Origin of the sequence: Nocardioides panaciterrulae (assembly GCF_013409645.1) — a bacterium.
GTDB classification, from domain to species: Bacteria; Actinomycetota; Actinomycetes; order Propionibacteriales; family Nocardioidaceae; genus Nocardioides; species Nocardioides panaciterrulae.
In genome coordinates, this window is record NZ_JACCBG010000001.1 from 2,545,510 (window position 1) to 2,567,360 (window position 21,851).

General features: G+C 71.8%; 25 protein-coding genes. 10 read left to right on the forward strand and 15 right to left on the reverse strand.

Features of this window, described 5'->3' with window-relative positions; genetic code table 11:
- Positions 1 to 123: 123 nt before the first annotated feature.
- From BJZ21_RS12065 to ctaC, 4 genes are all read right to left on the reverse strand, one after another.
- A complete protein-coding gene (locus BJZ21_RS12065; RefSeq protein ID WP_179663973.1) occupies positions 124 to 1,368 on the reverse strand; it encodes a L,D-transpeptidase in 1,245 nt (414 codons plus the stop codon).
- A gap of 135 nt (positions 1,369 to 1,503) precedes the next feature.
- Positions 1,504 to 1,902, reverse strand: a complete 399-nt coding sequence (locus tag BJZ21_RS12070; protein ID WP_179663974.1) for a cytochrome c oxidase subunit 4 — start codon at positions 1,900 to 1,902, stop codon at positions 1,504 to 1,506.
- Positions 1,902 to 3,665, reverse strand: coding sequence for an aa3-type cytochrome oxidase subunit I (ctaD, locus tag BJZ21_RS12075; protein ID WP_179663975.1), 1,764 nt, complete (start codon positions 3,663 to 3,665; stop codon positions 1,902 to 1,904). The genes BJZ21_RS12070 and ctaD overlap by 1 nt, the downstream gene beginning before the upstream one ends.
- The gene (ctaC, locus tag BJZ21_RS12080; RefSeq protein ID WP_343052112.1) at positions 3,662 to 4,558 is read right to left on the reverse strand and encodes an aa3-type cytochrome oxidase subunit II; all 897 of its coding nucleotides are present in this window, start codon (positions 4,556 to 4,558) and stop codon (positions 3,662 to 3,664) included. Before ctaC ends, ctaD begins: the two co-directional genes overlap by 4 nt.
- Positions 4,559 to 4,703: 145 nt before the next feature.
- On the opposite strand from ctaC, the gene BJZ21_RS12085 reads away from it, so the two are divergent.
- Together BJZ21_RS12085 and BJZ21_RS12090 are read left to right on the forward strand one after the other, a co-directional pair.
- Positions 4,704 to 5,870, forward strand: coding sequence for an aminotransferase class V-fold PLP-dependent enzyme (locus BJZ21_RS12085; protein ID WP_179663977.1), 1,167 nt, complete (start codon positions 4,704 to 4,706; stop codon positions 5,868 to 5,870).
- Positions 5,867 to 6,109, forward strand: a complete 243-nt coding sequence (locus BJZ21_RS12090; RefSeq protein WP_343052113.1) for a sulfurtransferase TusA family protein — start codon at positions 5,867 to 5,869, stop codon at positions 6,107 to 6,109. The genes BJZ21_RS12085 and BJZ21_RS12090 overlap by 4 nt, the downstream gene beginning before the upstream one ends.
- Here BJZ21_RS12090 and BJZ21_RS12095 read toward each other — a convergent pair.
- Complete coding sequence (locus tag BJZ21_RS12095) at positions 6,102 to 7,085, reverse strand: carbohydrate kinase family protein (protein WP_179663978.1); 984 nt, start codon at positions 7,083 to 7,085, stop codon at positions 6,102 to 6,104. The two genes, BJZ21_RS12090 and BJZ21_RS12095, sit on opposite strands and share 8 nt — an antisense overlap.
- Positions 7,086 to 7,149: 64 nt before the next feature.
- Here BJZ21_RS12095 and BJZ21_RS12100 point away from each other — a divergent pair, with 64 nt between their 5' ends.
- Positions 7,150 to 7,410 (forward strand): hypothetical protein, encoded by a 261-nt coding sequence (locus tag BJZ21_RS12100; protein WP_179663979.1) that lies wholly within the window; start codon positions 7,150 to 7,152, stop codon positions 7,408 to 7,410.
- A gap of 99 nt (positions 7,411 to 7,509) precedes the next feature.
- Here BJZ21_RS12100 and erpA read toward each other — a convergent pair whose 3' ends face one another.
- Both erpA and BJZ21_RS12110 read right to left on the reverse strand, forming a co-directional pair.
- Positions 7,510 to 7,872, reverse strand: a complete 363-nt coding sequence (gene erpA, locus BJZ21_RS12105) for an iron-sulfur cluster insertion protein ErpA (RefSeq protein WP_179663980.1) — start codon at positions 7,870 to 7,872, stop codon at positions 7,510 to 7,512.
- A gap of 104 nt (positions 7,873 to 7,976) precedes the next feature.
- A complete protein-coding gene (locus BJZ21_RS12110; RefSeq protein ID WP_179663981.1) occupies positions 7,977 to 9,071 on the reverse strand; it encodes a glycerate kinase family protein in 1,095 nt (364 codons plus the stop codon).
- An 85-nt stretch (positions 9,072 to 9,156) separates the two neighbouring features.
- Here BJZ21_RS12110 and BJZ21_RS12115 point away from each other — a divergent pair, with 85 nt between their 5' ends.
- Complete coding sequence (locus BJZ21_RS12115; RefSeq protein ID WP_179663982.1) at positions 9,157 to 10,038, forward strand: GNAT family N-acetyltransferase; 882 nt, start codon at positions 9,157 to 9,159, stop codon at positions 10,036 to 10,038.
- Positions 10,039 to 10,057: 19 nt separating this feature from the next.
- Positions 10,058 to 11,242, forward strand: a complete 1,185-nt coding sequence (nadA, locus tag BJZ21_RS12120; RefSeq protein ID WP_179663983.1) for a quinolinate synthase NadA — start codon at positions 10,058 to 10,060, stop codon at positions 11,240 to 11,242.
- A gap of 10 nt (positions 11,243 to 11,252) precedes the next feature.
- On the opposite strand, the gene BJZ21_RS12125 is transcribed toward nadA, so the two are convergent.
- From BJZ21_RS12125 to BJZ21_RS12145, 5 genes are read right to left on the reverse strand one after another with little or no spacing between them, the layout of a single operon-like run.
- Positions 11,253 to 12,458, reverse strand: coding sequence for an ATP-binding protein (locus BJZ21_RS12125; RefSeq protein ID WP_179663984.1), 1,206 nt, complete (start codon positions 12,456 to 12,458; stop codon positions 11,253 to 11,255).
- Positions 12,455 to 13,027, reverse strand: coding sequence for a PspA-associated protein PspAB (pspAB, locus tag BJZ21_RS12130; protein WP_179663985.1), 573 nt, complete (start codon positions 13,025 to 13,027; stop codon positions 12,455 to 12,457). Before pspAB ends, BJZ21_RS12125 begins: the two co-directional genes overlap by 4 nt.
- Complete coding sequence (gene htpX, locus BJZ21_RS12135) at positions 13,027 to 13,962, reverse strand: zinc metalloprotease HtpX (RefSeq protein WP_179663986.1); 936 nt, start codon at positions 13,960 to 13,962, stop codon at positions 13,027 to 13,029. Before htpX ends, pspAB begins: the two co-directional genes overlap by 1 nt.
- Before the next feature lie 47 nt (positions 13,963 to 14,009).
- Positions 14,010 to 14,288, reverse strand: a complete 279-nt coding sequence (gene pspAA, locus BJZ21_RS12140) for a PspA-associated protein PspAA (RefSeq protein ID WP_179663987.1) — start codon at positions 14,286 to 14,288, stop codon at positions 14,010 to 14,012.
- Positions 14,285 to 15,070, reverse strand: a complete 786-nt coding sequence (locus tag BJZ21_RS12145; protein WP_179663988.1) for a PspA/IM30 family protein — start codon at positions 15,068 to 15,070, stop codon at positions 14,285 to 14,287. The genes pspAA and BJZ21_RS12145 overlap by 4 nt, the downstream gene beginning before the upstream one ends.
- A 125-nt stretch (positions 15,071 to 15,195) precedes the next feature.
- On the opposite strand from BJZ21_RS12145, the gene BJZ21_RS12150 reads away from it, so the two are divergent.
- Positions 15,196 to 15,789, forward strand: a complete 594-nt coding sequence (locus tag BJZ21_RS12150) for a DUF3043 domain-containing protein (protein WP_179663989.1) — start codon at positions 15,196 to 15,198, stop codon at positions 15,787 to 15,789.
- A gap of 59 nt (positions 15,790 to 15,848) precedes the next feature.
- On the opposite strand, the gene BJZ21_RS12155 is transcribed toward BJZ21_RS12150, so the two are convergent.
- Positions 15,849 to 16,853 (reverse strand): aldo/keto reductase family protein, encoded by a 1,005-nt coding sequence (locus BJZ21_RS12155; RefSeq protein ID WP_179663990.1) that lies wholly within the window; start codon positions 16,851 to 16,853, stop codon positions 15,849 to 15,851.
- Between the two features lie 128 nt (positions 16,854 to 16,981).
- Between BJZ21_RS12155 and BJZ21_RS12160 the strand changes: the two genes are divergently transcribed.
- From BJZ21_RS12160 to BJZ21_RS12170, 3 genes are read left to right on the forward strand one after another with little or no spacing between them, the layout of a single operon-like run.
- Positions 16,982 to 17,524 (forward strand): GNAT family N-acetyltransferase, encoded by a 543-nt coding sequence (locus BJZ21_RS12160; protein WP_179663991.1) that lies wholly within the window; start codon positions 16,982 to 16,984, stop codon positions 17,522 to 17,524.
- Between the two features lie 10 nt (positions 17,525 to 17,534).
- Positions 17,535 to 18,242, forward strand: coding sequence for an AzlC family ABC transporter permease (locus BJZ21_RS12165; protein ID WP_179663992.1), 708 nt, complete (start codon positions 17,535 to 17,537; stop codon positions 18,240 to 18,242).
- On the forward strand, positions 18,239 to 18,547 hold the full coding sequence (locus BJZ21_RS12170) for an AzlD domain-containing protein (protein WP_179663993.1): 309 nt from the start codon (positions 18,239 to 18,241) through the stop codon (positions 18,545 to 18,547). The genes BJZ21_RS12165 and BJZ21_RS12170 overlap by 4 nt, the downstream gene beginning before the upstream one ends.
- Before the next feature lie 122 nt (positions 18,548 to 18,669).
- Here BJZ21_RS12170 and BJZ21_RS12175 read toward each other — a convergent pair whose 3' ends face one another.
- Entirely contained in the window at positions 18,670 to 20,271 is a 1,602-nt protein-coding gene (locus BJZ21_RS12175) for a M4 family metallopeptidase (RefSeq protein WP_179663994.1), read from the reverse strand.
- 206 nt (positions 20,272 to 20,477) lie between these two features.
- Positions 20,478 to 21,230, reverse strand: a complete 753-nt coding sequence (dapB, locus tag BJZ21_RS12180) for a 4-hydroxy-tetrahydrodipicolinate reductase (RefSeq protein ID WP_179663995.1) — start codon at positions 21,228 to 21,230, stop codon at positions 20,478 to 20,480.
- A 62-nt stretch (positions 21,231 to 21,292) separates the two neighbouring features.
- Here dapB and BJZ21_RS12185 point away from each other — a divergent pair, with 62 nt between their 5' ends.
- On the forward strand, positions 21,293 to 21,808 hold the full coding sequence (locus BJZ21_RS12185; RefSeq protein ID WP_179663996.1) for a class I SAM-dependent methyltransferase: 516 nt from the start codon (positions 21,293 to 21,295) through the stop codon (positions 21,806 to 21,808).
- The last annotated feature ends 43 nt before the right edge of the window (positions 21,809 to 21,851 follow it).

Genomic DNA, 21,851 nt, shown 5'->3' on the forward strand with positions numbered 1-21,851 from the left:
ACAACCCCGGCGGCCACCGGTGTAGGGACGGCGACGGTCGGCCGGTAGCCGGTACGGCGACGGCATGGGCCGGTACGCCGGCGGTCGGCCGGTCCGCCGAGCGGGAACGTGAAGTCGCCGGCCCTAGGCGAGGGCCGAGCCCTGCTTCCACTCGGAGTAGGACTCGTTCCAGTCGCCGTAGCCGTTGGTCAGTGTCATCGGCCGGTCGGTGCCGGTGTACTCCACGACGTCGCCCCGGCGGGAGAGGTCGAAGAGCCACTTGGCGTTCTCCGTGCTCATGCCGGTGCAACCGTGGGAGACGTTGTCGTAGCCCTGCGAGGCCACCGACCACGGCGCCGCGTGCAGGAACTCCCCGGAGTACGTCAGCCGCATCGCGTACTTCACGTCGGCGAGGTTGTAGTACTCGGGGCTGTTCTTGCCGATGCCGATCGTCTCGGAGTCCATCCGCTTGGACTTGAACTTCTCGATGATCACCTTCGTGCCCGAGCGGGTGGTGAAGCCGTCCTTGCCGGCGGTGACCGGGATCGTGCGCAGCAGCTTCCCGTTGGAGAACGCGCGCAGCTCGTCGGTCTGCAGGTTGACCTTGTAGACGTGGGCGTCGCCGATGTGGAAGTCGACGTGCCGGTCCTCCTGGCCGTAGATGCCGGCGCCGGCGGGCACGGAGTTGACGTCGACGTTCACCGAGACGTCCGAGCCGGCCTTCCAGTAGGTACGCGGGCGCCAGTGCACCTCGGTGTCGCTGATCCAGTGCCAGGAGCCCGGCTGCCGCGGCGACGCGGAGACCGACATGTGCTTCTCGATGCTCGCCTTGTCGGTCACCGGGACGTCGAAGGTGACGATCACCGGCATCCCCACGCCCACCGTCTCGCCCTCGAGGGGGGCGACGGAGGCATAGGTCTGCTGGTCGAGCGTGAGGTCCTGGGCGCGGAAGTGGGCCTTCCGGGTCACCTGCTGACCGTCGGATCGGTGGGCGACCGAGGTGACGACGTACCGGCGGCCGGGCTCGAGCCGGGCGCCCGCGGTCCAGGAGGAGCCGTCCTGGGACAGCGTCCCGGGCAGGTCGCCGGCGTGCGAGCTGACCTGCACCGAGTCCAGGCTGCCGCCGGTCGCCGACACCTCGAGGATCCGGTCGACCGGGACGTCGGTGGCACCGCGCTTGACGTTGAGGTGGATGCGCACCGGGTCCACGGCGGCCGCGGGAGCGGCGCTACCGGTCCCGCTGCCGGCGGCGGGCGCAACGGCACCGGGACCGGTGTCGCTGCCCTGGCACGCCGCCAATGGCGTCGCCAGGGCGAGGGCCGCCACTCCGGTCAGGACGCGGCGGGCGGCCGGCGTCTTGAACCGTACGCGGGAACGACTCCAGGACATGCAAACAACTCCCCTGTAGAACAAGCAGATGGCCCTCCCAGGGTAACGGCAGCACCTGAAAAGCACGGACCCCGCGTGTTCGTGTGAACACTCACGCGGGGTCCGTGCGGGGCTCTGTGCCGGGATCGAGGGCGATCAGTGGGCGTGGACGCCCCGGTAGTACTCGAAGATCCAGCCCGACAGCGCCAGCGCGCCGAGCCCGACGCCGATGATGAACAGCCACCAGGCGCCCGAGGCGATGCCGAAGACGCACACGCCCAGCGTGGCGGCGCACCACAGCGGCCACCAGGAGTAGGGCGGGAAGAACCCGAGCTCGCCGGCACCGTCGGCGATCTCGGCGTCCTTGCGGTCCTCGGGGCGCGGGTCCATCTTCGAGGCGTGCACGCCGAGGTAGATGGTGACCATGGCGGCCAGCAGGAAGGTCATGGTGAGCGCGGACGAGCCCGTCCAGTCCCCCGTGATCAGCCAGTACGCCGGGCTGACCACCAGGAAGAACACGCTGCAGATCGCGAAGATCCAGGCCTCGGACTTCATCAGGCGTTCTCCTCCCCCGGCTTGCGGGGCTCGTTCTCGGCGGTGCCGGCCACGTGCTCGGCGCGGCCTCGCATGTCGGGGGCGTCGGCCAGCGCACCGTCACGCGCGGCGACGTTCTGGTCCAGCTCGATGGCCGCCACCTCGGGGTGGTGCAGGTCAAAGGCCGGCGACTCCGAGCGGATCCGCGGGATCGTCACGAAGTTGTGCCGCGGCGGCGGGCAGGAGGTCGCCCACTCCAGCGACCGGCCCCAGCCCCACGGGTCATCGGTCTCCACCAGCGGGGCACGACGCGAGACGTAGACGTTGTAGAAGAACGGCAGCATCGACGAGGCCAGGATGAAGGACCCGATGGTCGAGACCTGGTTGAGGGTCGTGAACCCGTCCTGCGGCAGGTAGTCGGCGTACCGGCGCGGCATGCCCTCGACACCCAGCCAGTGCTGGACGAGGAAGGTGGTGTGGAAGCCGATGAACAGCAGCCAGAAGTGCAGCTTGCCGAGGCGCTCGTCGAGCATCCGGCCGGTCATCTTCGGCCACCAGTAGTAGAAGCCCGCGAACATCGCGAACACCACGGTGCCGAAGACGACGTAGTGGAAGTGCGCGACCACGAAGTAGGAGTCCGAGACGTGGAAGTCCAGCGGCGGGCTCGCCAGGATGACACCGGTCAGGCCGCCGAACAGGAAGGTCGTCAGGAAGCCCAGCGACCACAGCATCGGTGTGTCGAAGGACAGAGATCCCCCCCACATCGTGCCGATCCAGTTGAAGAACTTCACGCCGGTCGGCACCGCGATCAGGAAGGTCATGCCGGAGAAGAACGGCAGGTCGACCGCGCCGGTGACGAACATGTGGTGGGCCCACACCGCGACCGAGAGGATCGCGATGCCGAGCGTCGCGCCGACCAGGCCGACGTAGCCGAAGGTCGGTTTGCGGCTGAAGACCGGGAAGATCTCGGTCACGATGCCGAAGAACGGCAGCGCGATGATGTAGACCTCCGGGTGGCCGAAGAACCAGAACAGGTGCTGCCACAGGATCGCGCCGCCGTGGGCGGCGTCGAAGACGTGGGCGCCGAGCTGGCGGTCGGCCTCCAGGGAGAGCAGCGCGCCGGCCAGCACCGGGAACGCGATCAGCACCAGCAGGCTGGTGACCAGCGTGTTCCACACGAAGATCGGCATCCGGAACATCGTCATGCCGGGGGCACGCATGCAGATGATCGTGGTGATGAAGTTGACCGCACCCAAGATGGTGCCCAGGCCGGCCATCCACAGGCCCATGATCCACAGGTCGCCACCCACACCGGGCGAGCGCACCGCGTCGGACAGCGGCGTGTAGGCGAACCAGCCGAAGTCGGCGGCGCCCTGGGGCGTGAGGAAGCCCGAGGCGGCGATCAGGCCACCGAACAGGAACAGCCAGTAGCTGAACATGTTCAGCCGCGGGAACGCGACGTCCGGCGAACCGATCTGCAGCGGCATGATCACGTTGCCGAAGCCGAAGAACAGCGGTGTCGCGAACAGCAGCAGCATGATCGTGCCGTGCATCGTGAACAGCTGGTTGTAGACCTCGTCGTTGACGATCTGCATGCCCGGGTAGGCCAGCTCGGAACGCATCAGCAGCGCCATGATGCCGCCGATGAGGAACCAGGCGAACGACGTGCCGAGGTAGAGCTTGCCGATCAGCTTGTGGTCGGTCGTGGTGAGGACCCGCACGACCTGCTGGCCGAGGGTCTTGCGACCGGTAAAGGTCGTCGGGTGGGCAGCTGTGGCGGTCACTCCGCGCCTCCGTTGGACTCCGTCGTGCCGGACGCGAGCCCGGCCTGCGTGCGTGCGTTCTCAGCGCCGATCAGCGGCGTCGTCGACGTCCGGCCCTCGGCCTGAAGGTCGGAGAGGTACTTCTGGTAGTCGGCCTTGCTGACCACATGGACCTTGAAGAGCATCCGCGAGTGGTAGACACCGCAGAGCTCGTAGCACTTGCCCTTGTACCAGCCCTCGCGGGTGGGCGTGATCTCGTAGTGGTTCACGCGGCCCGGGACGACGTCCATCTTCATGAGGAAGCCGGGGACGCCGAAGTCGTGGATCACGTCGGGCGAGTGCAGGTTGAAGCGGGTGGTCTCGCCGATGGGGAGCACCAGCGTCGGGATGTACGACGCGGTGCCGGCCTCGTAGGCGTAGGACTGGTAGGGGTAGTTCTGGTCGGCGGCGTCGTCGTTCGCCGAGGCGTCCATCTGACCGATGCCGTAGTTGAAGGTCCACGACCACTGCTGGCCGGTGACCTCGACGGTGTTGTCCACCGGCAGGCTGTCGTCGAGGACGGTGTTCTGCACATTGACGGTGTGCTGGAAGAACACGATCACCATGATGATCGGGGCGATCGTGTAGAAGATCTCCAGCGGCAGGTTGTACCGGGTCTGGATCGGGACCTCGTCCTCGCTGCGCCGCCGGAAGCGGAACACGGCGTAGAAGATCAGGCCCCACACCACGAAGCCGGTGATCAGTGCCGCGATCCACGCGCCCTGCCAGAGGTTCAGAATGTGCTCACCCTGGGTGGAGGCGGGGTCGGGCATCGCGCCACGCTCCCACTCCCCCCTCGTCGCGGATGAGCAGCTGCTCAGCAGCAGCAGGCTGGTACCCAGCGCGGCCGACACGCCCACTCGGCGAAGGTTCACGGCCGCACGCTTGGGGAGTTGCAGACCCACGAACGAGCCTCTCTCTCAACGATCACGGATAGCCCGAACAGTATCGGAATCGCCCCTCGTGTGGTCCGGCGGGTACCCCCGCGCGTCCGGGCCGAGTGTCGACTAGGTTCGAGGCGTGACCCCCGTCTCCGGTTCGGGCGAGCCGGCGCCGCCGGCCACCGGCCCCGGCGCCCCCTATGTCTACCTCGACTCCGCGTCCTCCGAGCCCCTGCACCCGGCCGCGCGCGAGGTCCTCCTCGCGGCGCTCGACCAGGGCTACGCCGACCCGCGGCGGCTGCACCTGCCCGCGCGGTCGGCGCGGCTGCTGCTGGACAACGCGCGCGAGGTGGTGGCCGACGCGCTGGGCGTGCGCCGCGACGAGGTCACCTTCACCTCCTCGGGCACCGACGCCGTGCACCGCGGGCTGGTCGGCCTGGCCCGGGCCCGTCGGCGCCGCGGGTCCCGCGTCGTCCTCTCGGCCGTGGAGCACTCCGCGGTCCACCACGCGGCCGCCTGGGGCGGCGAGCCCGACGTCGTCGGGGTCATGGACGACGGTCGGGTCCGCGACGGCGACCTGGTCGAGCACGCCGGGGGGCCCGACTGCGCCGTCGTGGCGCTGCAGAGCGCGAACCACGAGGTGGGCACCCTCCAGCCCGTGGGCGAGCTCGAGCTGCCGGACGGCGTCCCGCTCTTCGTCGACGCCCGGGCCTCGATGGGGCGGCTGCCGCTCCCCGGCGGCTGGGCGGCGCTGGCCGGCTCCGCGCACCTGTGGGGCGGACCGGCCGGCGTGGGCGTGCTCGTGGTCCGCAAGGGGACCCGCTGGGAGAGCCCGTTCCCCGAGGACGACCGGGTCGACGACCGCTCCAGCGGCTTCGAGAACGTCCCCGCGGCCCTGGCCGCCGCCGCGGCCCTCCGGGCGGTCGTGGCCGAACGGGACGAGGTCAACGCCCGGCAGCACGCCCTGGTGGACCGGATCCGCCGGGGGGTCGCCGCCGTCCCCGACGTCGAGGTCGTCGGCGACCCGGTCGACCGGCTCCCACACCTGGTCACGTTCTCGTTCCTCTACGTCGATGGCGAGGCCCTGGTGAGCGAGCTCGACCGACGAGGGTTCGGGGTCGCGAGCGGCTCCGCGTGCACGGCCTCGACCCTCGAGCCGAGCCACGTGCTGGCCGCGATGGGCGTGCTCACCCACGGCAACGTCCGGGTCTCCCTGACCCGAGGGACCACCGCGAGCGAGGTCGACGCCTTCCTGGCCGCGCTGCCGGAGGTGGTCGCGGGGATCCGCGCGGAGGCCGGCCTGTGAGCGGCGACGGGGCCCACCTCGAGCTCGACTGCCGGGGGATGCTGTGCCCGCTGCCGGTGATCGAGCTGGGCAAGCACCTGGCCGACGTCCCGGTCGGGGGCACGATCGCGGTCGTGTCGACCGACGTGGCCGCCCGCGTGGACGTGCCCGCCTGGTGCCGCATGCGTGGCCAGGAGTACGTCGGGGAGCAGACCGCGCCCGACGGCACCCCCCGTTACGTGGTGCGCCGGATCAGCTGACGGCCTTCAGGTGCGGCGCGATCTCGGCCGCCGCGGCCGCGCCGTACGACTCCTCGACCCGGGCGGTGAACTCCGCAGCCGTGAACGAGTACTCCTGCGTGCCGACCGTCTCCACGACGTAGGCGGCCAGCACGCAGCCGACCTGGGCCGCGCGCTCGAGGCCGACCCCCCACGTCAGGGCGCCGAGGAAGCCGGCGCGGAACGCGTCCCCGACGCCGGTGGGCTCGAGGGCGGCGACGTTCTTCGCGGCAGACAGCTCGATGGGCTCCTCGCCCTGCTGGAGGATGCGCACGCCATCGGCGCCCAGGGTGGTGACCTGGAAGCCCACCCGGTCGAGGATCTCCTCGGTGCTCCAGCCGGTCTTCGACTCGATCATGTGCGACTCGTACTCGTTGGAGAACAAGATGGCCGCGCCGTCGATGAGCTGCCGGATCAGGTCCCCCTCGCCGAACGCGAGCTGCTGGCTCGGGTCGGCGATGAAGGGGTAGCCGCGCTGCCGGCACTCGTCGGTGTGCCGCAGCATCCCCTGGGGGTCGTCGGCGCCGATCAGGACGTAGTCCGGCTCCCCCACCCGCGCCACGATCGGGGCCAGCTCGATCAGCCGGGCCTCGCTCATCGCGCCGGGGTAGAACGAGGCGAACTGGGCCATCGTCGCGTCGCTGGTGCACACGAAGCGGGCGGTGTGCCGGGACTCGGAGATGTGCACCGAGTCGCAGTCGACCCCGTGCCGCTCCAGCCACGAGCGGTAGTCGGCGAAGTCCTCACCCGCGGCGCCCACCATGACCGGGCGGAGCCCGAGCTGGCCCAGCCCGAAGCACATGTTGGGGGCCACTCCCCCGCGGCGGATCTCGAGGTCGTCGACGAGGAACGAGACCGAGAGCTTGTCGAGCTGCTCCACCACCAGCGAGTCGGCGAACTTCCCCGAGAACGTCATCAGGTGGTCGGTGGCGATCGATCCGGCGATGAGCAGCGACATGTCAGCCCACACTACCTGCGGGTACCGCTACCGGTATCCCGCGGTAACCAATACTGTCGAAGGCATGACCGCTGCCCACCCCTCGCCGGGGCCCGCCGACCGCCTCGCCTACGACGACGCGTCCACGCCGTCGGAGATGTCGGCCGACTGCCGAGCCGCCGGCGCGAACCTGCACCTGCGGCGGGCCGCCCGCGCGGCCGTCCGCCCGGCCCCCAGCCTCCGTTTCGAGGACTACCCCCGCGACGTCGCCAAGCGCGACATCGAGATCTCCGAGGCCGCTGCCCGGCTCGCGGCCGCGATGAACCTGCAGGTGGACGGGGACTGAGCCGGGACCTGCGTCAGGACGCAGAGAGCCCCCGGCCGGTCGGCCGGGGGCTCTCTGGTTGTCGAAGGTCGCGGCAGCGGTGGCTGCGGCCGCCTCGGACTAGTGGAACGAGTCGCCGCAGGCGCACGACCCGGTGGCGTTCGGGTTGTCGATCGTGAAGCCCTGCTTCTCGATGGTGTCGACGAAGTCGATCGTCGCGCCGTTGAGGTAGGGGACGCTCATCCGGTCCACGACGACGCTCACGCCGCCGAAGTCGGTGACGGCGTCGCCGTCGAGCGTGCGCTCGTCGAAGAACAACTGGTAGCGCAGGCCCGAGCAGCCGCCCGGCTGCACGGAGATGCGCAGGGAGAGATCGTCGCGGCCCTCCTGCTCGAGGAGGCTCTTCACCTTGGCTGCGGCGACCGGGCTCAGGTTGATCTGGTCGGTGCGGTGCTCGGTGGTGGTCTCGACCTGCTCGGTCATGTGCGTGCTCCCAGGCGGTTGAGTGGTTGGTGCTTGTCTCAATGGTCGCACACCACCGGATATTCCCTCACGGTCCGGCGCCCCGGACCGGCCTCAGGAGGGCCTCAGGAGGGTTGGGGCGACCAGGTGCGGGCCACCCGCTCGGCGACCTCGGCCAGGGCGCCCGCGGGGTCGGCGAAGGACCGCTCCTCCCCCACCACGTCGACCAGCGAGTACGCCGACTCCACGCCCAGCGCGCGCATCTCCCGGGCGCCGACCGCGACCCGGCCGGCGAGCACCACGCACGGCCGGACCGCTTCGCAGGCCACCTGGGCCACGCCGTACGGCACCTTGCCGGCCCGGCTGGAGTAGTCGAAGGCGCCCTCACCGGTCACGACCAGGTCGGCGGCCCGGGCCCGCTCGGCGAGACCCACCGCCCCGGCGACCAGCCCGATCCCCGGCCCCCGGACGGCGCCGAGGGCCAACAGCGCGAAGCCGAGCCCGCCGGCCGCCCCCGCTCCCTTCTCCAGGGCGGTACGCCGGTCCACCGCGGCCGCGAGCTGCTCGAGGACCGCGTCCAGGACCGGGAGCCGCTCCTCGGCCACTCCCTTCTGGGGACCGAACACCTTGGTGGCCCCGAACAGGCCGGTGAGCGGGTTCTCCACGTCCGAGGCGGCCACCAGCCGGACGTCCGCCAGTCGCGCCCGGGCCGCCTCGAGGTCCACCCGGGTCACCCCGTCCAGGCCGCTCACGCCACGGTCCAGGGGGCGGTCAGCCTGGGCTCCCAGCGCAGCCAGCAGCCCGGCCCCGCCGTCGTTGGTGCCGCTGCCGCCGAGCCCCACCACGACCGTCGACGCGCCGGAGGCGACCGCCTCGCCCACGAGCTGGCCCACGCCGTACGTCGTGGCCTCCTCGGCCCCCTCGCCGCCGGTGAGGTGGAGGCCGCAGGCCTGGGCGCTCTCGACGTAGGCCACCCGGCCGTGCCGCAGGAACGTGGCCGGCACCTGCTGCCCGGCGGGGCCGCGCACGGTGACGGCGAGCAGGTCGCCGCCGATGGCGGCGTGCAGCACGTCGACGAAGCCGGGCCCGCCGTCCGACATCGGCGCCAGGTCGATCTCGTCGGCCGGGGCATGGCGCCGCCACCCGAGCGCCACGGCCCGCGCGGCCTCGACCGCGCTCAGGGTGCCGGCGAACTTGTCCGGGGCCACGAGGATCCGCATGCGCCCATCCTGTCCCACGTCGCTGCCCCACGTCCCTGCCGCTGCCCCACGCCGGGGGGAGACCGCGGCTGGCTAGGGTCGGCGCGTGGGAGAGCTGCGGATCCGGCCGATGACCGAGGCCGACGTGCCCGAGGCCGAGCGGGTGAGCGACGAGGGCTTCTTCGAGCTCGACCATCGCACCCGTCGGCGCGACCAGCCGGCCCCGGAGCGGCGCTCGGCGGCGCACCGGGCGGCCTGGATCGAGCGCACCCGCCATCTCGTGCGCACCGATCCCGGCGGCTGCTGGGTCGCCGAGGACAGCTCCGGCACGGTCGGCATCTGCACTTCGTTCCGGCGCGAGACGCTGTGGTGCCTCGCGACCTACGCGGTGCTCCCCGGCCGGCAGGGTCAGGGCATCGGCAAGCCCCTCCTCGTCGCGGCGACGAACCACGGCCGGGGCTGCACCCGCGCCATGCTGTCGGCGTCCTCGGACCCGCGCGCGGTGCGCCTCTACCACCAGGCCGGGTTCGAGCTGCATCCGCAGATGTACCTGACCGGGACCGTCGACCGCAGCGTCGTGCCGGTGGTCGAGAAGGTGCGCGAGGGCAGCGCCTCGGACATCGAGCTGATGGACTCCCTGGACCGGGGGGCGCGCGGCGCCGGCCACGGACCTGACCACGATCTGATGCTGCGCAGCTGGCGCCTGCTCGTGTCCGACAGCTCGACCGGCTCGGGGTACGCCTACCTCGACGGGCGCGGCCGGCCGGCGCTGATGGCCGCCTCCAACCGGCGTACGGCGACCCGCCTGCTGTGGGCAGCGCTCGCCGAGGGGCCGCCTGCGGCCACCATCACCCACGTGACCGGGGCGAACCAGTGGGCGCTCGACGTCGGGTTCGCAGCGCGTCTCACGCTGCACCAGGAGGGCTACCTGGGGCTGCGGGGGATGAAGCCGCCCACGCCGTACCTCCACAACGGGGCTCTGCTGTGAAACTCACTAGAATCGGCTCATGACCACCGTCGACCTCCCCCTGCTGCCGCTCGGCCCCGGCCGCGACCTGTCCGCCGAGCGGGGGGTCGAGTGCCCCGGAGACCTGCCGCCGGCCTCCGATCCGGGCCTGGTGGCCCGGGCCCGCGCCGCCAAGGAGGCGCTCGGCGACCGGGTCTTCGTGCTCGGCCACCACTACCAGCGCGACGAGGTCATCGAGTTCGCCGACGTCACCGGCGACTCCTTCAAGCTCGCCAAGGACGCCGCGGCGCGTCCCCAGGCGGAGTACATCGTCTTCTGCGGCGTGCACTTCATGGCCGAGTCGGCCGACATCCTCACCGGCGCCGCACAGCAGGTCGTCCTCCCCGACCTGGCCGCCGGCTGCTCGATGGCCGACATGGCCCGGCTCGCCCAGGTCGAGGACGCGTGGGAGGCGCTGGCCGAGGCGGGCGTCGCCGACGCGGTGGTGCCGATCACCTACATGAACTCCTCCGCCGACATCAAGGCCTTCTGCGGCCGCCACGGCGGCGCCGTGTGCACCTCGTCCAACGCCGAGGTGGCGCTGGAGTGGGCCTACGAGCAGCTGCCCGACGTCGAGGGCGGCGCGAAGGTGCTCTTCCTGCCCGACCAGCACCTCGGCCGCAACACCGCGGTCCTGCAGCTCGGCCTGTCCCTGGACGACTGCGTGGTGTGGGACCCCCGGCAGCCGAACGGCGGGCTGACGGCCGAGCAGCTGCGGGACGCGAAGATGATCCTGTGGAAGGGCCACTGCTCGGTCCACGGCCGGTTCTCCGCCGAGGTGGTCGACGAGCTGCGGGCCACCATCCCCGGCGTCCAGGTCCTGGTGCACCCCGAGTGCACGCACGAGGTCGTCACCCGGGCCGACCTGGTCGGGTCGACCGAGTTCATCATCAAGACCATCGAGGCCGCGCCCGCGGGCTCGAGCTGGGCCATCGGCACCGAGCTGAACCTGGTCAAGCGGCTCGCGGCCGCCCACCCGGACAAGCGCATCGTCTTCCTCGACAAGACCGTGTGCTACTGCTCGACGATGAACCGCATCGACCTGCCGCACCTGGTGTGGGCGCTGGAGTCGCTGGTCGCCGGCACCGTGGTGAACCGGATCGAGGTCGACCCCGAGACCGAGCGCTGGGCGAAGCTGGCCCTGCAGCGGATGCTCGACCTGCCGGGCCGCAGCAGCCGGGACTGACCCCGCCAGGTCAGCCGGGCAGCTCCACCCAGGCCGTGGCGCCGCCGCCCGGCGTCTCCTCGAGCCCGGCGCGGCCGCCGTGCGCCTGGACCACCCGGCGCACCGTGGCCAGCCCGATGCCCTGCCCCGGGATCCGGGTGTGGGCCCGCACCATCGGCTCGAAGACCCGCTCGCGGTCCTGCTCCGGGATGCCCGGGCCGTGGTCGACGACGAGCACCCGCCAGCCGTCGGCGGTGCGGTCCGCCCCCACCTCGATCCGGGCGGGCCGGCCGTCCCGGGTGAACTTCGCGGCGTTCGCCAGCAGGTTCTGCAGCACCGCGGCCAGCTGCACCGGGTCGCCGGTCACGGTCGGCAACGGCCCGACCGAGACCACGGCGCCGGCCAGGGCGTCGGCCAGGTCCTCCTGGACCTCCGCCAGCAGGGCGGCCAGGTCGACGTCCTCGCGGCGCAGCTCGCCGCCCAGGCGCGCATACACCAGCAGGTCCTCGATCATGGCCTCCATCCGCCGCACACCGGAGGCCGCCCGCTCGGTCAGCCAGTGCAGCTGGTCGGGGCCCGCGCCCTCGTCGATCTGGTGGTCGAGCAGGCGCAGCGACATCGAGACCGCACCGAGCGGGTTGCGCAGGTCGTGGCTGAGCCGGCCGGCGAACGCGGCCAGGTCCTCGTTGGAGCGGGCCAGCTCGTGATGGGTGCGCCGCAGCGCCGCGATCGAGGCGTGCAGCCGCCGGGTGCGCAGCTCCAGCTCCAACAGGTCGACCACCCGGTCGGCCAGCCCGGCCAGGGCCCGCTCCTGGCTCTGGTCCAGCGAGCGGGGCTCCTCGTCGAACACGCAGAGCGTGCCGATGGCGATCCCGTCCGGGGTCACCAGCGGATGACTGGCGTAGAACCGCACCTGCCCGATCACGCCGGTCACGAACGGGTTGTCGTGGAACCGTGGGTCCGTGCGGGCGTCCGGCACGACCACCGGGTGCCCGGCGGCCAGGGTGAGGTCGCACATCGAGTCCTCGCGCCGGCAGACCGAGGCGTCGAACCCGACCGTGGCGACCTGGTGCTGCTCGGTGGCGGTGATCAGGTTGATCGTCGCCATCGGCACCCCCGCCACCAGGGCGGCGACCTCGACCAGGGCGACCAGGTCGCGCCGCGGGGGCTCCTCGAGCACGCCGTACCCGACCAGCTGGGCGACCCGCTCGGCGTCGCGTTCGTACGTCGTGCTCACAGCCCGGGCGCGCCCCACAGCGCGAGCCAGCGGCTGAGCTCCTGCTCGACCGGCAGCTCGCCGGCGAGCTGGTCGCGCACCTGGATCTCCAGCAGGTTGTCGCGCTGCTGCGGACCGCGCGGCGCGAACGGGTAGAAGGTGCCCTGCTTGTAGAGGTACACGAGGCCGACCCGGCGCCCCGCGGCGTCGGCGAACGGCACCAGCGAGCACAGCAGCCCGGAGCCGAACCCCTGCGCCTCCAGGCTGGTGTTGACGGCGTGCAGGTCGGTGCACAGCCCGGAGGTGTCGTCGGGGTCGCGGTGCGCGACCAGCCAGGTGAAGCCGAAGTCGTCGCGGGCCACGGTCACGTCCGGCGCCGCCGGGTCGTCGTTGAGCAGCGCCACGAAGTCGTCCTGGGTCTGCTGGAAGGCCGCACCGGCGGCCGCCCGGTAGCAGACCGCCCCCTCCCCCGTGGGACGCAGGCCCAGCGCGGTCTGCAGCGTGATCGCGGCGCTCGGCACCAGGAACAGCGAGTCGAGGTTCGCGGCCTTGGGGCGCGTTCGTCCCGTGATGACGTCCCAGAGACCCATCAGAGCGCGCCACCGGCGTCGGGGCGACCGAGCTCGGCCTGGATCCGGGCGAGCTGCTCGAGACGCTGCTCGAGCGTCGGGTGCGTGGAGGTCAGGGTGCTCAGCGAGACGCCACGGACCGCCGGCGCGATGAAGAAGGCGTTCATGGCGCTGGAGGCGCGCAGGTCCTTCTGCGGGATCAGGTTGATCTCACCGGTGATCTTCTGCAGGGCCGAGGCCAGGGCGCCGGGCTTCATCGTGAGGTACGCGCCGGAACGGTCGGCGGCCAGCTCGCGGTAGCGGGAGAGCAGCTTGAGCAGCAGGAAGCTGATCGCGTAGACGACCAGGCTGACGACCAGCACGATCAGCCAGACCGGCAGGCCGTTGTTGTTGTTGTCGCGACGGCCGCCGAAGAGGCCGAGGCCGCCGTACTGCGCCCCCCGCGTGAGCATGCCGGCGACGATGCCCGCCGAGGACGCGACGGTCATGACGAGCACGTCGCGGTGGGCGACGTGGGAGAGCTCGTGGGCGAGCACCGCCTCCATCTCCTCCGCGTCGAGCTTCTGCAGGATGCCGGTCGTCACGCACACCACGGACCGCTCCGGAGACCGGCCGGTGGCGAACGCGTTCGGCATGGGCGTGTCGGCCACCGCGACCCGAGGCTTGGGCATGTCCGCCAGCGCGCACAGCCGGTCGATCATGCCGTGCAGCTCGGGGGCCTGCTGGGGGGTGACCTCGCGGGCGCGCATCGCCCGCATCGCCACCTTGTCGGAGCTGTACCACTGGAACCACGCCACGCCCAGGCCGGCGACGCCGATGAGCAGCGACAGGCCCGGCGACCGGACCGCAACCATCAGACCGACGATCACCACGACGAAGAGCGCGCCGAGGATGAACATCACCGCCGTCATCCGGGCGGTGAGCCCGGTGTCCTTGATGAACCGCGAGTGCGCCATGGGTCAAGTCAAGCAGTGATCGACAACTGTGTGAGCGAGTTGCGGCCTCAGCCCGGAATGAGTCCCTCGTCGGTGAGCAGACCACGCACCTCGTCGAGGGTCGCGTCGGCCGGAGGCAGAATCGAGTCGGACTCGTCGAGCGCCTCAGCGGGGTGGGGCGCACCGGCGCCACGCACGCCGTCCAGCAGCGCGGCCAGCGCCGAGGTGAAGGTCGCGGCGTCGCCGGACTCCACCGCAGCCTCCACGGCCGCGTCGAGCTCGTTGAGCCGGGTCACGGCGTCCTGGGGCACGTCGAACTGTCCCTCGCCCAGGATCCTGACGATCACGACCGGCCTCCCTCACCGGTCGTGCGCTCGCCCTCGGGGCGCAGCACGTCGGCGCCGTCCTGGCCCGGCTCGATGGCCTGCGGCTGGGCACCGGCCTTGAGCCGGGCGAGCTCGGCCTCGACGTCGGACTGGGAGCTCATCGACTCCAGCTCCCGCGCGATGTCGTCGCCGCCGTGGGGCGCCGAGACGTCCTCGAGCGCGCCCGAGGCGATCAGCTCGTCGATGGCGCCCGCGCGCGCCTGCATCTGCGCGGTCTTGTCCTCGGCCCGCTGGATGGCCATGCCGACGTCGCCCATCTCCTCGCCGATGCCGGACATGGCCTCGTTGATCCGGGTCTGGGCCTCGGCGGCGGTGTAGGTCGCCTTGATCGTCTCCTTGCGGGTGCGGAAGGACTCCACCTTCGCCTGCAGCCGCTGCTGGGCCAGCGTGAGCTTCTCCTCCTCGCCCTGGAGCTGGGCGTGCTGGGCCTGGAGGTCGTTGATCTGGCCCGTCAGGCCCGACTTGCGGGTCAGCGCCTCGCGGGCGAGGTCCTCGCGGCCCATCGAGATCGCCTTCTGGGCCTGGTCGGTGAGCTTCGCCGACTGCTGCTCGAGCTGGTTGACCTGGAGCTCGACCCGCTTGCGGCTGGTCGCGACGTCGGCGACGCCGCGGCGCACCTTCGAGAGCAGGTCCAGCTGCCGCTGGTAGCTGTAGTCGAGGGTCTCGCGGGGGTCCTCGGCCCGGTCCAGGGCCTTGTTGGCCTTGGACCGGAAGATCAGGCTGATGCGCTTCATGAGGCTCATGGGGTGTGCGGTCCCTCTTCTGCTGGTTCTCGGTGTATGTCAACCCTAGGCGCAAAACCAAGGCGGTGCGAGGACCTCGGTAGGGTTGGGTCCGCCGTACCACCACCACTCCCGAAGGCCCCGCGTTGTTCCGTCGCAGCAAGACCGAGTCCACCGACGCCACTGTCACCGATCCGGCCCAGGCCCGGCCCGGCGGCAAGGGGCGTCCCACGCCGACCCGCAGGGAGGCCGAGGCCGCCGCGCGCGCCCGGGCCAAGGCGCCGACCTCTCGCAAGGAGCTCGCGCGGGCCCAGCGGTCCTCCCGTGCGGAGTCCAGCCAGCAGGTCCGTGCGGCGATGAAGGCCGGCGACGAGCGTTACTACCTGCCGCGCGACAAGGGCCCGGTGCGCCGGTTCGTCCGCGACTTCGTCGACAGCCGCTTCTCCCTCATCGAGCTGATGGTGCCCCTGCTCGTGGTGACGATGGTGCTCGGCTACTCCGGGAGCACCCGGCTGGCCGCGATCGGCAACATGGTGCTGATGGGCACGATCCTGCTCGTGGCCGGCGACATGCTGTTCCTGCGCTTCCGGCTGGGCCGCGAGCTCGCCCGGCGGTTCCCCGACGAGCCGACCAAGGGGCTCACCTACTACGCCATCACCCGGGCCCTGCAGATGAAGTTCATGCGGCTGCCCAAGTCCAAGGTCAAGATCGGGCAGAAGCTGCCCGAGCACTACCGCTGAGCACCACGAAGGCCGCCCCGGGACCCCGGGGCGGCCTTCGTCGTACGACGGTCCCGCGCTCAGAAGTCCCGGCGGGCCGGCGACTGGGTCTTCGCCGGGTCGCGCTCCACGACCGGGTCGAGCACCTCGTCGATCGCCTTGAGGGTGGCCGGGTCCAGCTTGACGCCCGCCGCCTTGACGTTCTGGGTCACCTGCTCGGGGCGGCTGGCCCCGATGATGGCGGCCGAGACGTTGTCGTTCTGCAGCACCCAGGCGACGGCCAGCTCGGCCATGCCCAGGCCGGCCTCCTCCGCGATCGGCACGAGCCGCTGGACCCGCTCGAGCACGTCGTCGTCCATCCACCGCTTGATCATGTTCGCGCCACCCTTGTCGTCGGTGGCCCGCGAACCCGCCGGCGGCTGCTCCCCCGGCTTGTACTTGCCGGTCAGCACGCCCTGGGCGATCGGCGACCAGACGATCTGGCCCACCCCGAGCTCCTCACAGGCGGGGACGACCTCGGTCTCGATGACCCGCCACAGCATGTTGTACTGCGGCTGGTTCGAGACCAGCGGGACGTGCAGCTCCCGGGCCAGGGCGTGCGCGGCGCGGATCTCCTCCGCCCGCCACTCCGAGACGCCGATGTAGAGCGCCTTGCCCGCGCGCACGACGTCGGCGAAGGCCTCCATCGTCTCCTCGAGCGGGGTCTCGTAGTCGTACCGGTGGGCCTGGTAGAGGTCGACGTAGTCGGTCCCGAGCCGTCCCAGCGAGCCGTCGATCGACTCCATGATGTGCTTGCGCGAGAGGCCGTGGTCGTTGTGCTTGCCCGGGCCGGTGGGCCAGTAGACCTTGGTGAAGATCTCCAGGCCTTCGCGGCGCTCCCCCTGCAGCGCCTTGCCGAGCACCGACTCCGCCTTCGTGTTCGCGTACACGTCGGCGGTGTCGAACGTCGTGATCCCCTCGTCGAGGGCTTGGCGGACGCACGCGGTGGCGGCCTCCTCCTCGACCTGGGAACCGTGGGTGAGCCAGTTGCCGTACGCGATGGCCGAGATCTTCAGGCCACTCGCTCCGAGGTTGCGGATCTCCATGCCCCGAACCTAGGGGTCCGCACCAAGTCCGGGACCCGCCGTACCCGGGAGCACCCTGGGGGCCCGCACGCATGGCGCTGGTGGGGCGCTGGTCGGGGCGCTGGGCGGGGCGCTGGTTGGATGGGTCCATGACGGGACCCATCTCCGACGTGTCCGTGCGGGTGGCGTGGGCCGACGACGCGGCCGCCATCGCCGACCTGCAGCTGCGGGCCTGGCGCCAGCAGTACGCCGGGGTGCTGCCGCCGGACGCCCTGCCCGCCGCGGACACGGCCGCCGCGGCGTGGCAGCAGTCGCTGGCCCGCCCCGGAGACGCCCGCAACCGCGTGCTCGTCGCCCTCGAGCGCAACCGGGTCGTCGGCTTCGCGATCACCTGCCCCGCCGGGGACCCCGACAGCGACCCGGCGTCGGACGCCGAGCTGATGGAGTTCACCGTCGACCCCGACGAGCTTCGCCGCGGCCACGGGTCCCGCCTGCTCCAGGCCGCCGTCGACACCATGCGGGCCGACCGGTTCCAGCGGGCCGTGCTGTGGGTCGGCTCCACCGCCGACGAGCTGCGGACCTTCCTCGAGGGCGCGGGCTGGGCGCCCGACGGGGCGCACCGCGAGCTCGACGCGACCGTCCCCGGCTCCGCGACCGTGCGGCAGGTCCGCCTACACACCGCCCTGGCGTGACGGGGCGCCCGTGACCGCGTTGTCCCCCGCGGAGCGCACCTCGATCGTCCGCGACAGCCTCGGCGTCGGCCTGGCCACCGGGGCGTACGGCGTGTCCTTCGGCGCCGTGGCGGTGGCCACGGGGCTCTCGGTGGCCCAGACCTGCGCGCTGTCGCTGGTGATGTTCACCGGCGCCTCCCAGTTCGCGCTCGTGGGCGTGCTGGCCGCCGGCGGGGCGCCGCTCTCGGGCGCGCTCACCGCGCTGCTGCTCGGCACCCGCAACACGCTCTACGGGCTGCGGCTCGCGCCGCTGCTGCGCTGGGCGGGCCTCCGCCGGCTGGCGGCGGCGCACGTCGTCATCGACGAGTCGACCGCGATGTCGGTCAACCGCACCAGCAGCGCGGCCGCCCGGGTCGGTTTCCTCGCGACGGGCTGGTCGGTCTTCGTGCTCTGGAACACCGCCACGCTCCTGGGGGCGCTGGCCGGCAACGCGCTCGGCGACCCGCGCACCTACGGACTGGACGCCGCGGTCGGTGCCGCGTTCCTCGCGCTGCTCTGGCCGCGGCTGGCCGACCGCCGCAACCAGCTGGTCGCGGTCGCCGCCGCGGCGGTCGCGCTGGGCGTCGTCCCCGTGGTGCCCGCAGGCGTCCCGGTCCTCGCCGCGGCCGGCGTCGCACTGCTGGTGGGTGCGCTGAGCAGGCGCCCGGACCCCACGGAGATCCCGGAGGAACCCCGATGAGCGACACCGTGGCCTGGGTGACGGTGCTGGGCGCGGGGATCGGCTGCTACCTGCTCAAGCTCGCCGGCCTGGCGGTCCCGCCGCGGGTACTCGACCACCCCGCGGTCGAGCGGGTCGCCGACCTGATCCCGGTCGCGCTGCTCGCCGCCCTGGTGGCCGTGCAGGTGCTCTCCACCGGTCACGAGCTGGTGGTCGACGCCCGGCTCGCCGGGCTGGTCGTCGCGGTCGGCCTGCTGCTGCTCCGCGCGCCGTTCCTGGTGGTGGTCGTCGCCGCGGCCCTCACCGCGGCCCTGCTCCGCCTCTGACCCGCCGGGTCGAGTTGGGCCCGGCCGCGCAATTGCGCCCCGGGAGGCCCAACTCGACACGGCGCGAGGCCCAACTCAACCCGGCGCGAGGCCCAACTCGACCCGCGGGGAAGGGCGGGCGGTCAGCTGACGTTGACCGCGCTCCAGGCCGCGGCGACTGCGGCGTACTGCGTGCTGCCGCTGCCGTAGAGGTCCTTCGCTGCGCTCAGCGTCGCGCTGCGTGCCCCTGAGTAGTCCGTGCTGGAGGTCATGTAGACCGTCAGCGCGCGGTACCAGATGGCGGCTGCGGCGTCGCGACCGATGCCGGTGACCGTCGAGCCGTCGCAGGTCGGGCTGTCGTAGGAGACGCCGTTCAGCGTCTTGGCACCCGAGCCCTCCGAGAGCAGGTAGAAGAAGTGGTTGCCGATGCCCGAGGAGTAGTGCACGTCCGCCGAGCCCGCGGTGGAGCTCCAACAATTGAACGAGGAGCCGTCCGACGCGGGGTCGTCCATCCGGCGGAAGCCGAGGTGGTTCTTGAGGTCGAACTGCTCGCCGATCAGGTAGTCGCCCGGGTCGTTGGCGTTGTTGGCGAAGAACTCCACCATGGTCCCGAAGATGTCCGAGGTGGACTCGTTCAGCCCGCCGGACTCGCCCGAGTAGGTCAGGCCGGCGGTGTTCTCGGTGACGCCGTGCGACATCTCGTGCCCGGCCACGTCGAGGGAGACCAGCGGCCCGTAGCTGCTGCCGTCCCCGTCGCCGTAGGTCATCTTGGTGCCGTCCCAGAAGGCGTTGACGTAGCCGTTGCCGTAGTGGACCCGGTTGTAGGAGCCCTGGCCGTTGCCGAAGATGCCGTCGCGACCGAAGGTCTGCTTGTAGAAGTCCCAGGTCTCGTTGCTGCCGTACTGCGCGTCGGCGCCGGCCGTGGCCCGGTTGCTGTTGCTGCCGTTGCCGAACGTCGTCGTGCTGCTGGTGATCAGCGTGCCCGTGGCGCAGTTGATGCCGAACAGCTGGCAGGCGTAGGAGTCGGACTTGTTCTTCATGTCGGTGGTGTAGGTGTTGCCCCGCACCCCGTCGTTCTTCAGCTGGTAGGTCGAGCCGGACTTGGTGACGCTCAGCGGGACCGTGCCGCTGTAGAGCGTCTGGCCGGAGCCGTCCACGGTCTCGATCTGCTGCTCGGTGCGCAGCACCCGGCCGCTGTGCGCGTCGACGTACGTCGCGAGCCGGCTCGGCGTGCCGTCCTGCTGGGTGCCGCCGCTGAGGACCTCCCACGCGAGCCGCGGGTGGGCGCCGGTGGCGTCGATGACCAGTCGCGGCGCCGTGGTGCTGTGCAGCCCGCTGATCGCCCGCGTGACCTTCGAGGGGGCCAGGGCGTGCGCGGTCGCGGTCGAGGCCGCCACCGACGGCCTGGTGCTCACGTCGACCGGCGCCCGCAGGGTCTGGCTGACGCCCTCCCAGGCCGCGCCCGGGCCGCGGTGGACGACGAGGTCGCCACCCAGAACCGGGATCCCGTCGACGGTGCGCTGCAGGCGCACGTGCGTCGCACCGTCGGCGTCGGTGATGACGTCGATCACCCGGAAGGCCTGGCCGTCCGTGGCGCGCGCCGCGGCCGGGTGGTGCTGGAGCGCCGTGATCGCGGCGGCCGCGACCCCCGGGCGGTGGGTGACCTGGCCGTTGGCCGCGGCCTGCAGCCCCAAGGTGCCGGCCGCGAGCACCGCGGCGGTGGCGAGACCCAGTGTCCTACGCATGGAGTTCCTCTCGTCGTGCCCGAAGTTGACGCGCTCCGTCAGCCGGGCTCGCACCCTGCGCGGTCGAAGCCCGCAGATCCTCGCAAGGGAGCAACGAGCGGGGGAACCACCAATCACCTGCAGGTTCGTGCAGCGCAGGAACCTGCAACTCTGCCCACCCGGGGTCCGCGGGCGGGTGCGCGGGTGGGTGCGCCGTGGTCCGAGGCTCAGGCCAGGTCGAGGAAGCCCTCCAGGCCCACGGTGAGGCCGGGGTGGTCGGCGATCGCGCGCAGCCCGGTCAGCACTCCCGGCGTGAACGACGCCCGGTCCATCGAGTCGTGGCGGATCCTCAGGGTCTCCCCCAGCCCGCCGAGCACGACCTCCTGGTGGGCCACCATGCCGCGGATGCGTAGCCCGTGCACGCGGATCCCGGCGACGTCGGCGCCGCGGGCGCCCTCGAGCGCGGTGCTGGTGGCGTCCGGGACCGGGCCGCACCCCGCCTTCTGCCGGGCGGCCGCCACGATCTCGGCGGTACGCCGGGCCGTGCCCGACGGCGCGTCCGCCTTCTCCGGATGGTGCAGCTCGACGATCTCGACCGACTCGTAGAAGGGGGCGGCGATCTCGGCGAAGCGCATCATCAAGATCGCGCCGATCGAGAAGTTGGGCGCGACCAGCACCCCGACGCCGGACGCGTCCGCCAGCCACCCGCGGAGCGTCGCGAGCCGCTCCTCGTCGAAGCCGGTGGTGCCGACGACCGCGTGGATGCCGTGCCGGACGCAGAACTCCAGGTTGTCCATCACGACATCGGGATGGGTGAAGTCGACCACCGCCTCCACTCCGGCGGAGGTCAGGTCCTCGAGCGGGTCCCCCGCGTCGATCTCGGCGACCAGCTCGAGGTCGTCGGCGTCCCGGACGGCCCGGCAGACCTCCGAACCGACCTTGCCGCGCGCCCCCAGCACACCCACCTTGGTAACAGTCATCCCGACAACCTAGCGGCGAGGTCCGATGACCGGGCGTCGGACCGTCTGGCAGGCTGTGCCCCATGGTGGTGCAGACGATTCCTCCGCGGATCCGCTGGGCGGTCGAGATGATGGACATCCAGCCCGCCGACCACGTGCTGGAGATCGGCTGTGGACCGGGCGCCGGCGCCGAGCTGATCTGCAGTCGCCTGCAGAGCGGCAAGCTGTTCGCGATCGACCGCTCCGAGTCCGGGGTGGACCGCACCAAGCGCCGCAACGCCAAGTACGTCGACGCCGGGCGGCTCACCGTGCGCCAGATCGACCTGGCCACGCTGCGGGTCCCCGTGAAGCGCCTGACCAAGGTCTTCGCGTTCAACGTCAACCTGTTCTGGGTGCGCGACTGCGCCGACGAGGTCGCCCTGCTGCACGAGCGGGTGCTGCCCGGCGGCGCCGTCTACCTGTTCTACGAGGCCAACCGCTCCGAGCTGGTGCCCACGATGGTGCAGAAGACGTCCGCCGCGCTCTCCGGCGCCGGGTTCCGGGTCTCCGTGGTGGAGCAGAAGGCCCCCGCCGTGGTCGGCATCATCGGGAAGCGTTGAGACCTGAGCCTTATCTCCCTTCACATTAGGCGATTCCCTAATG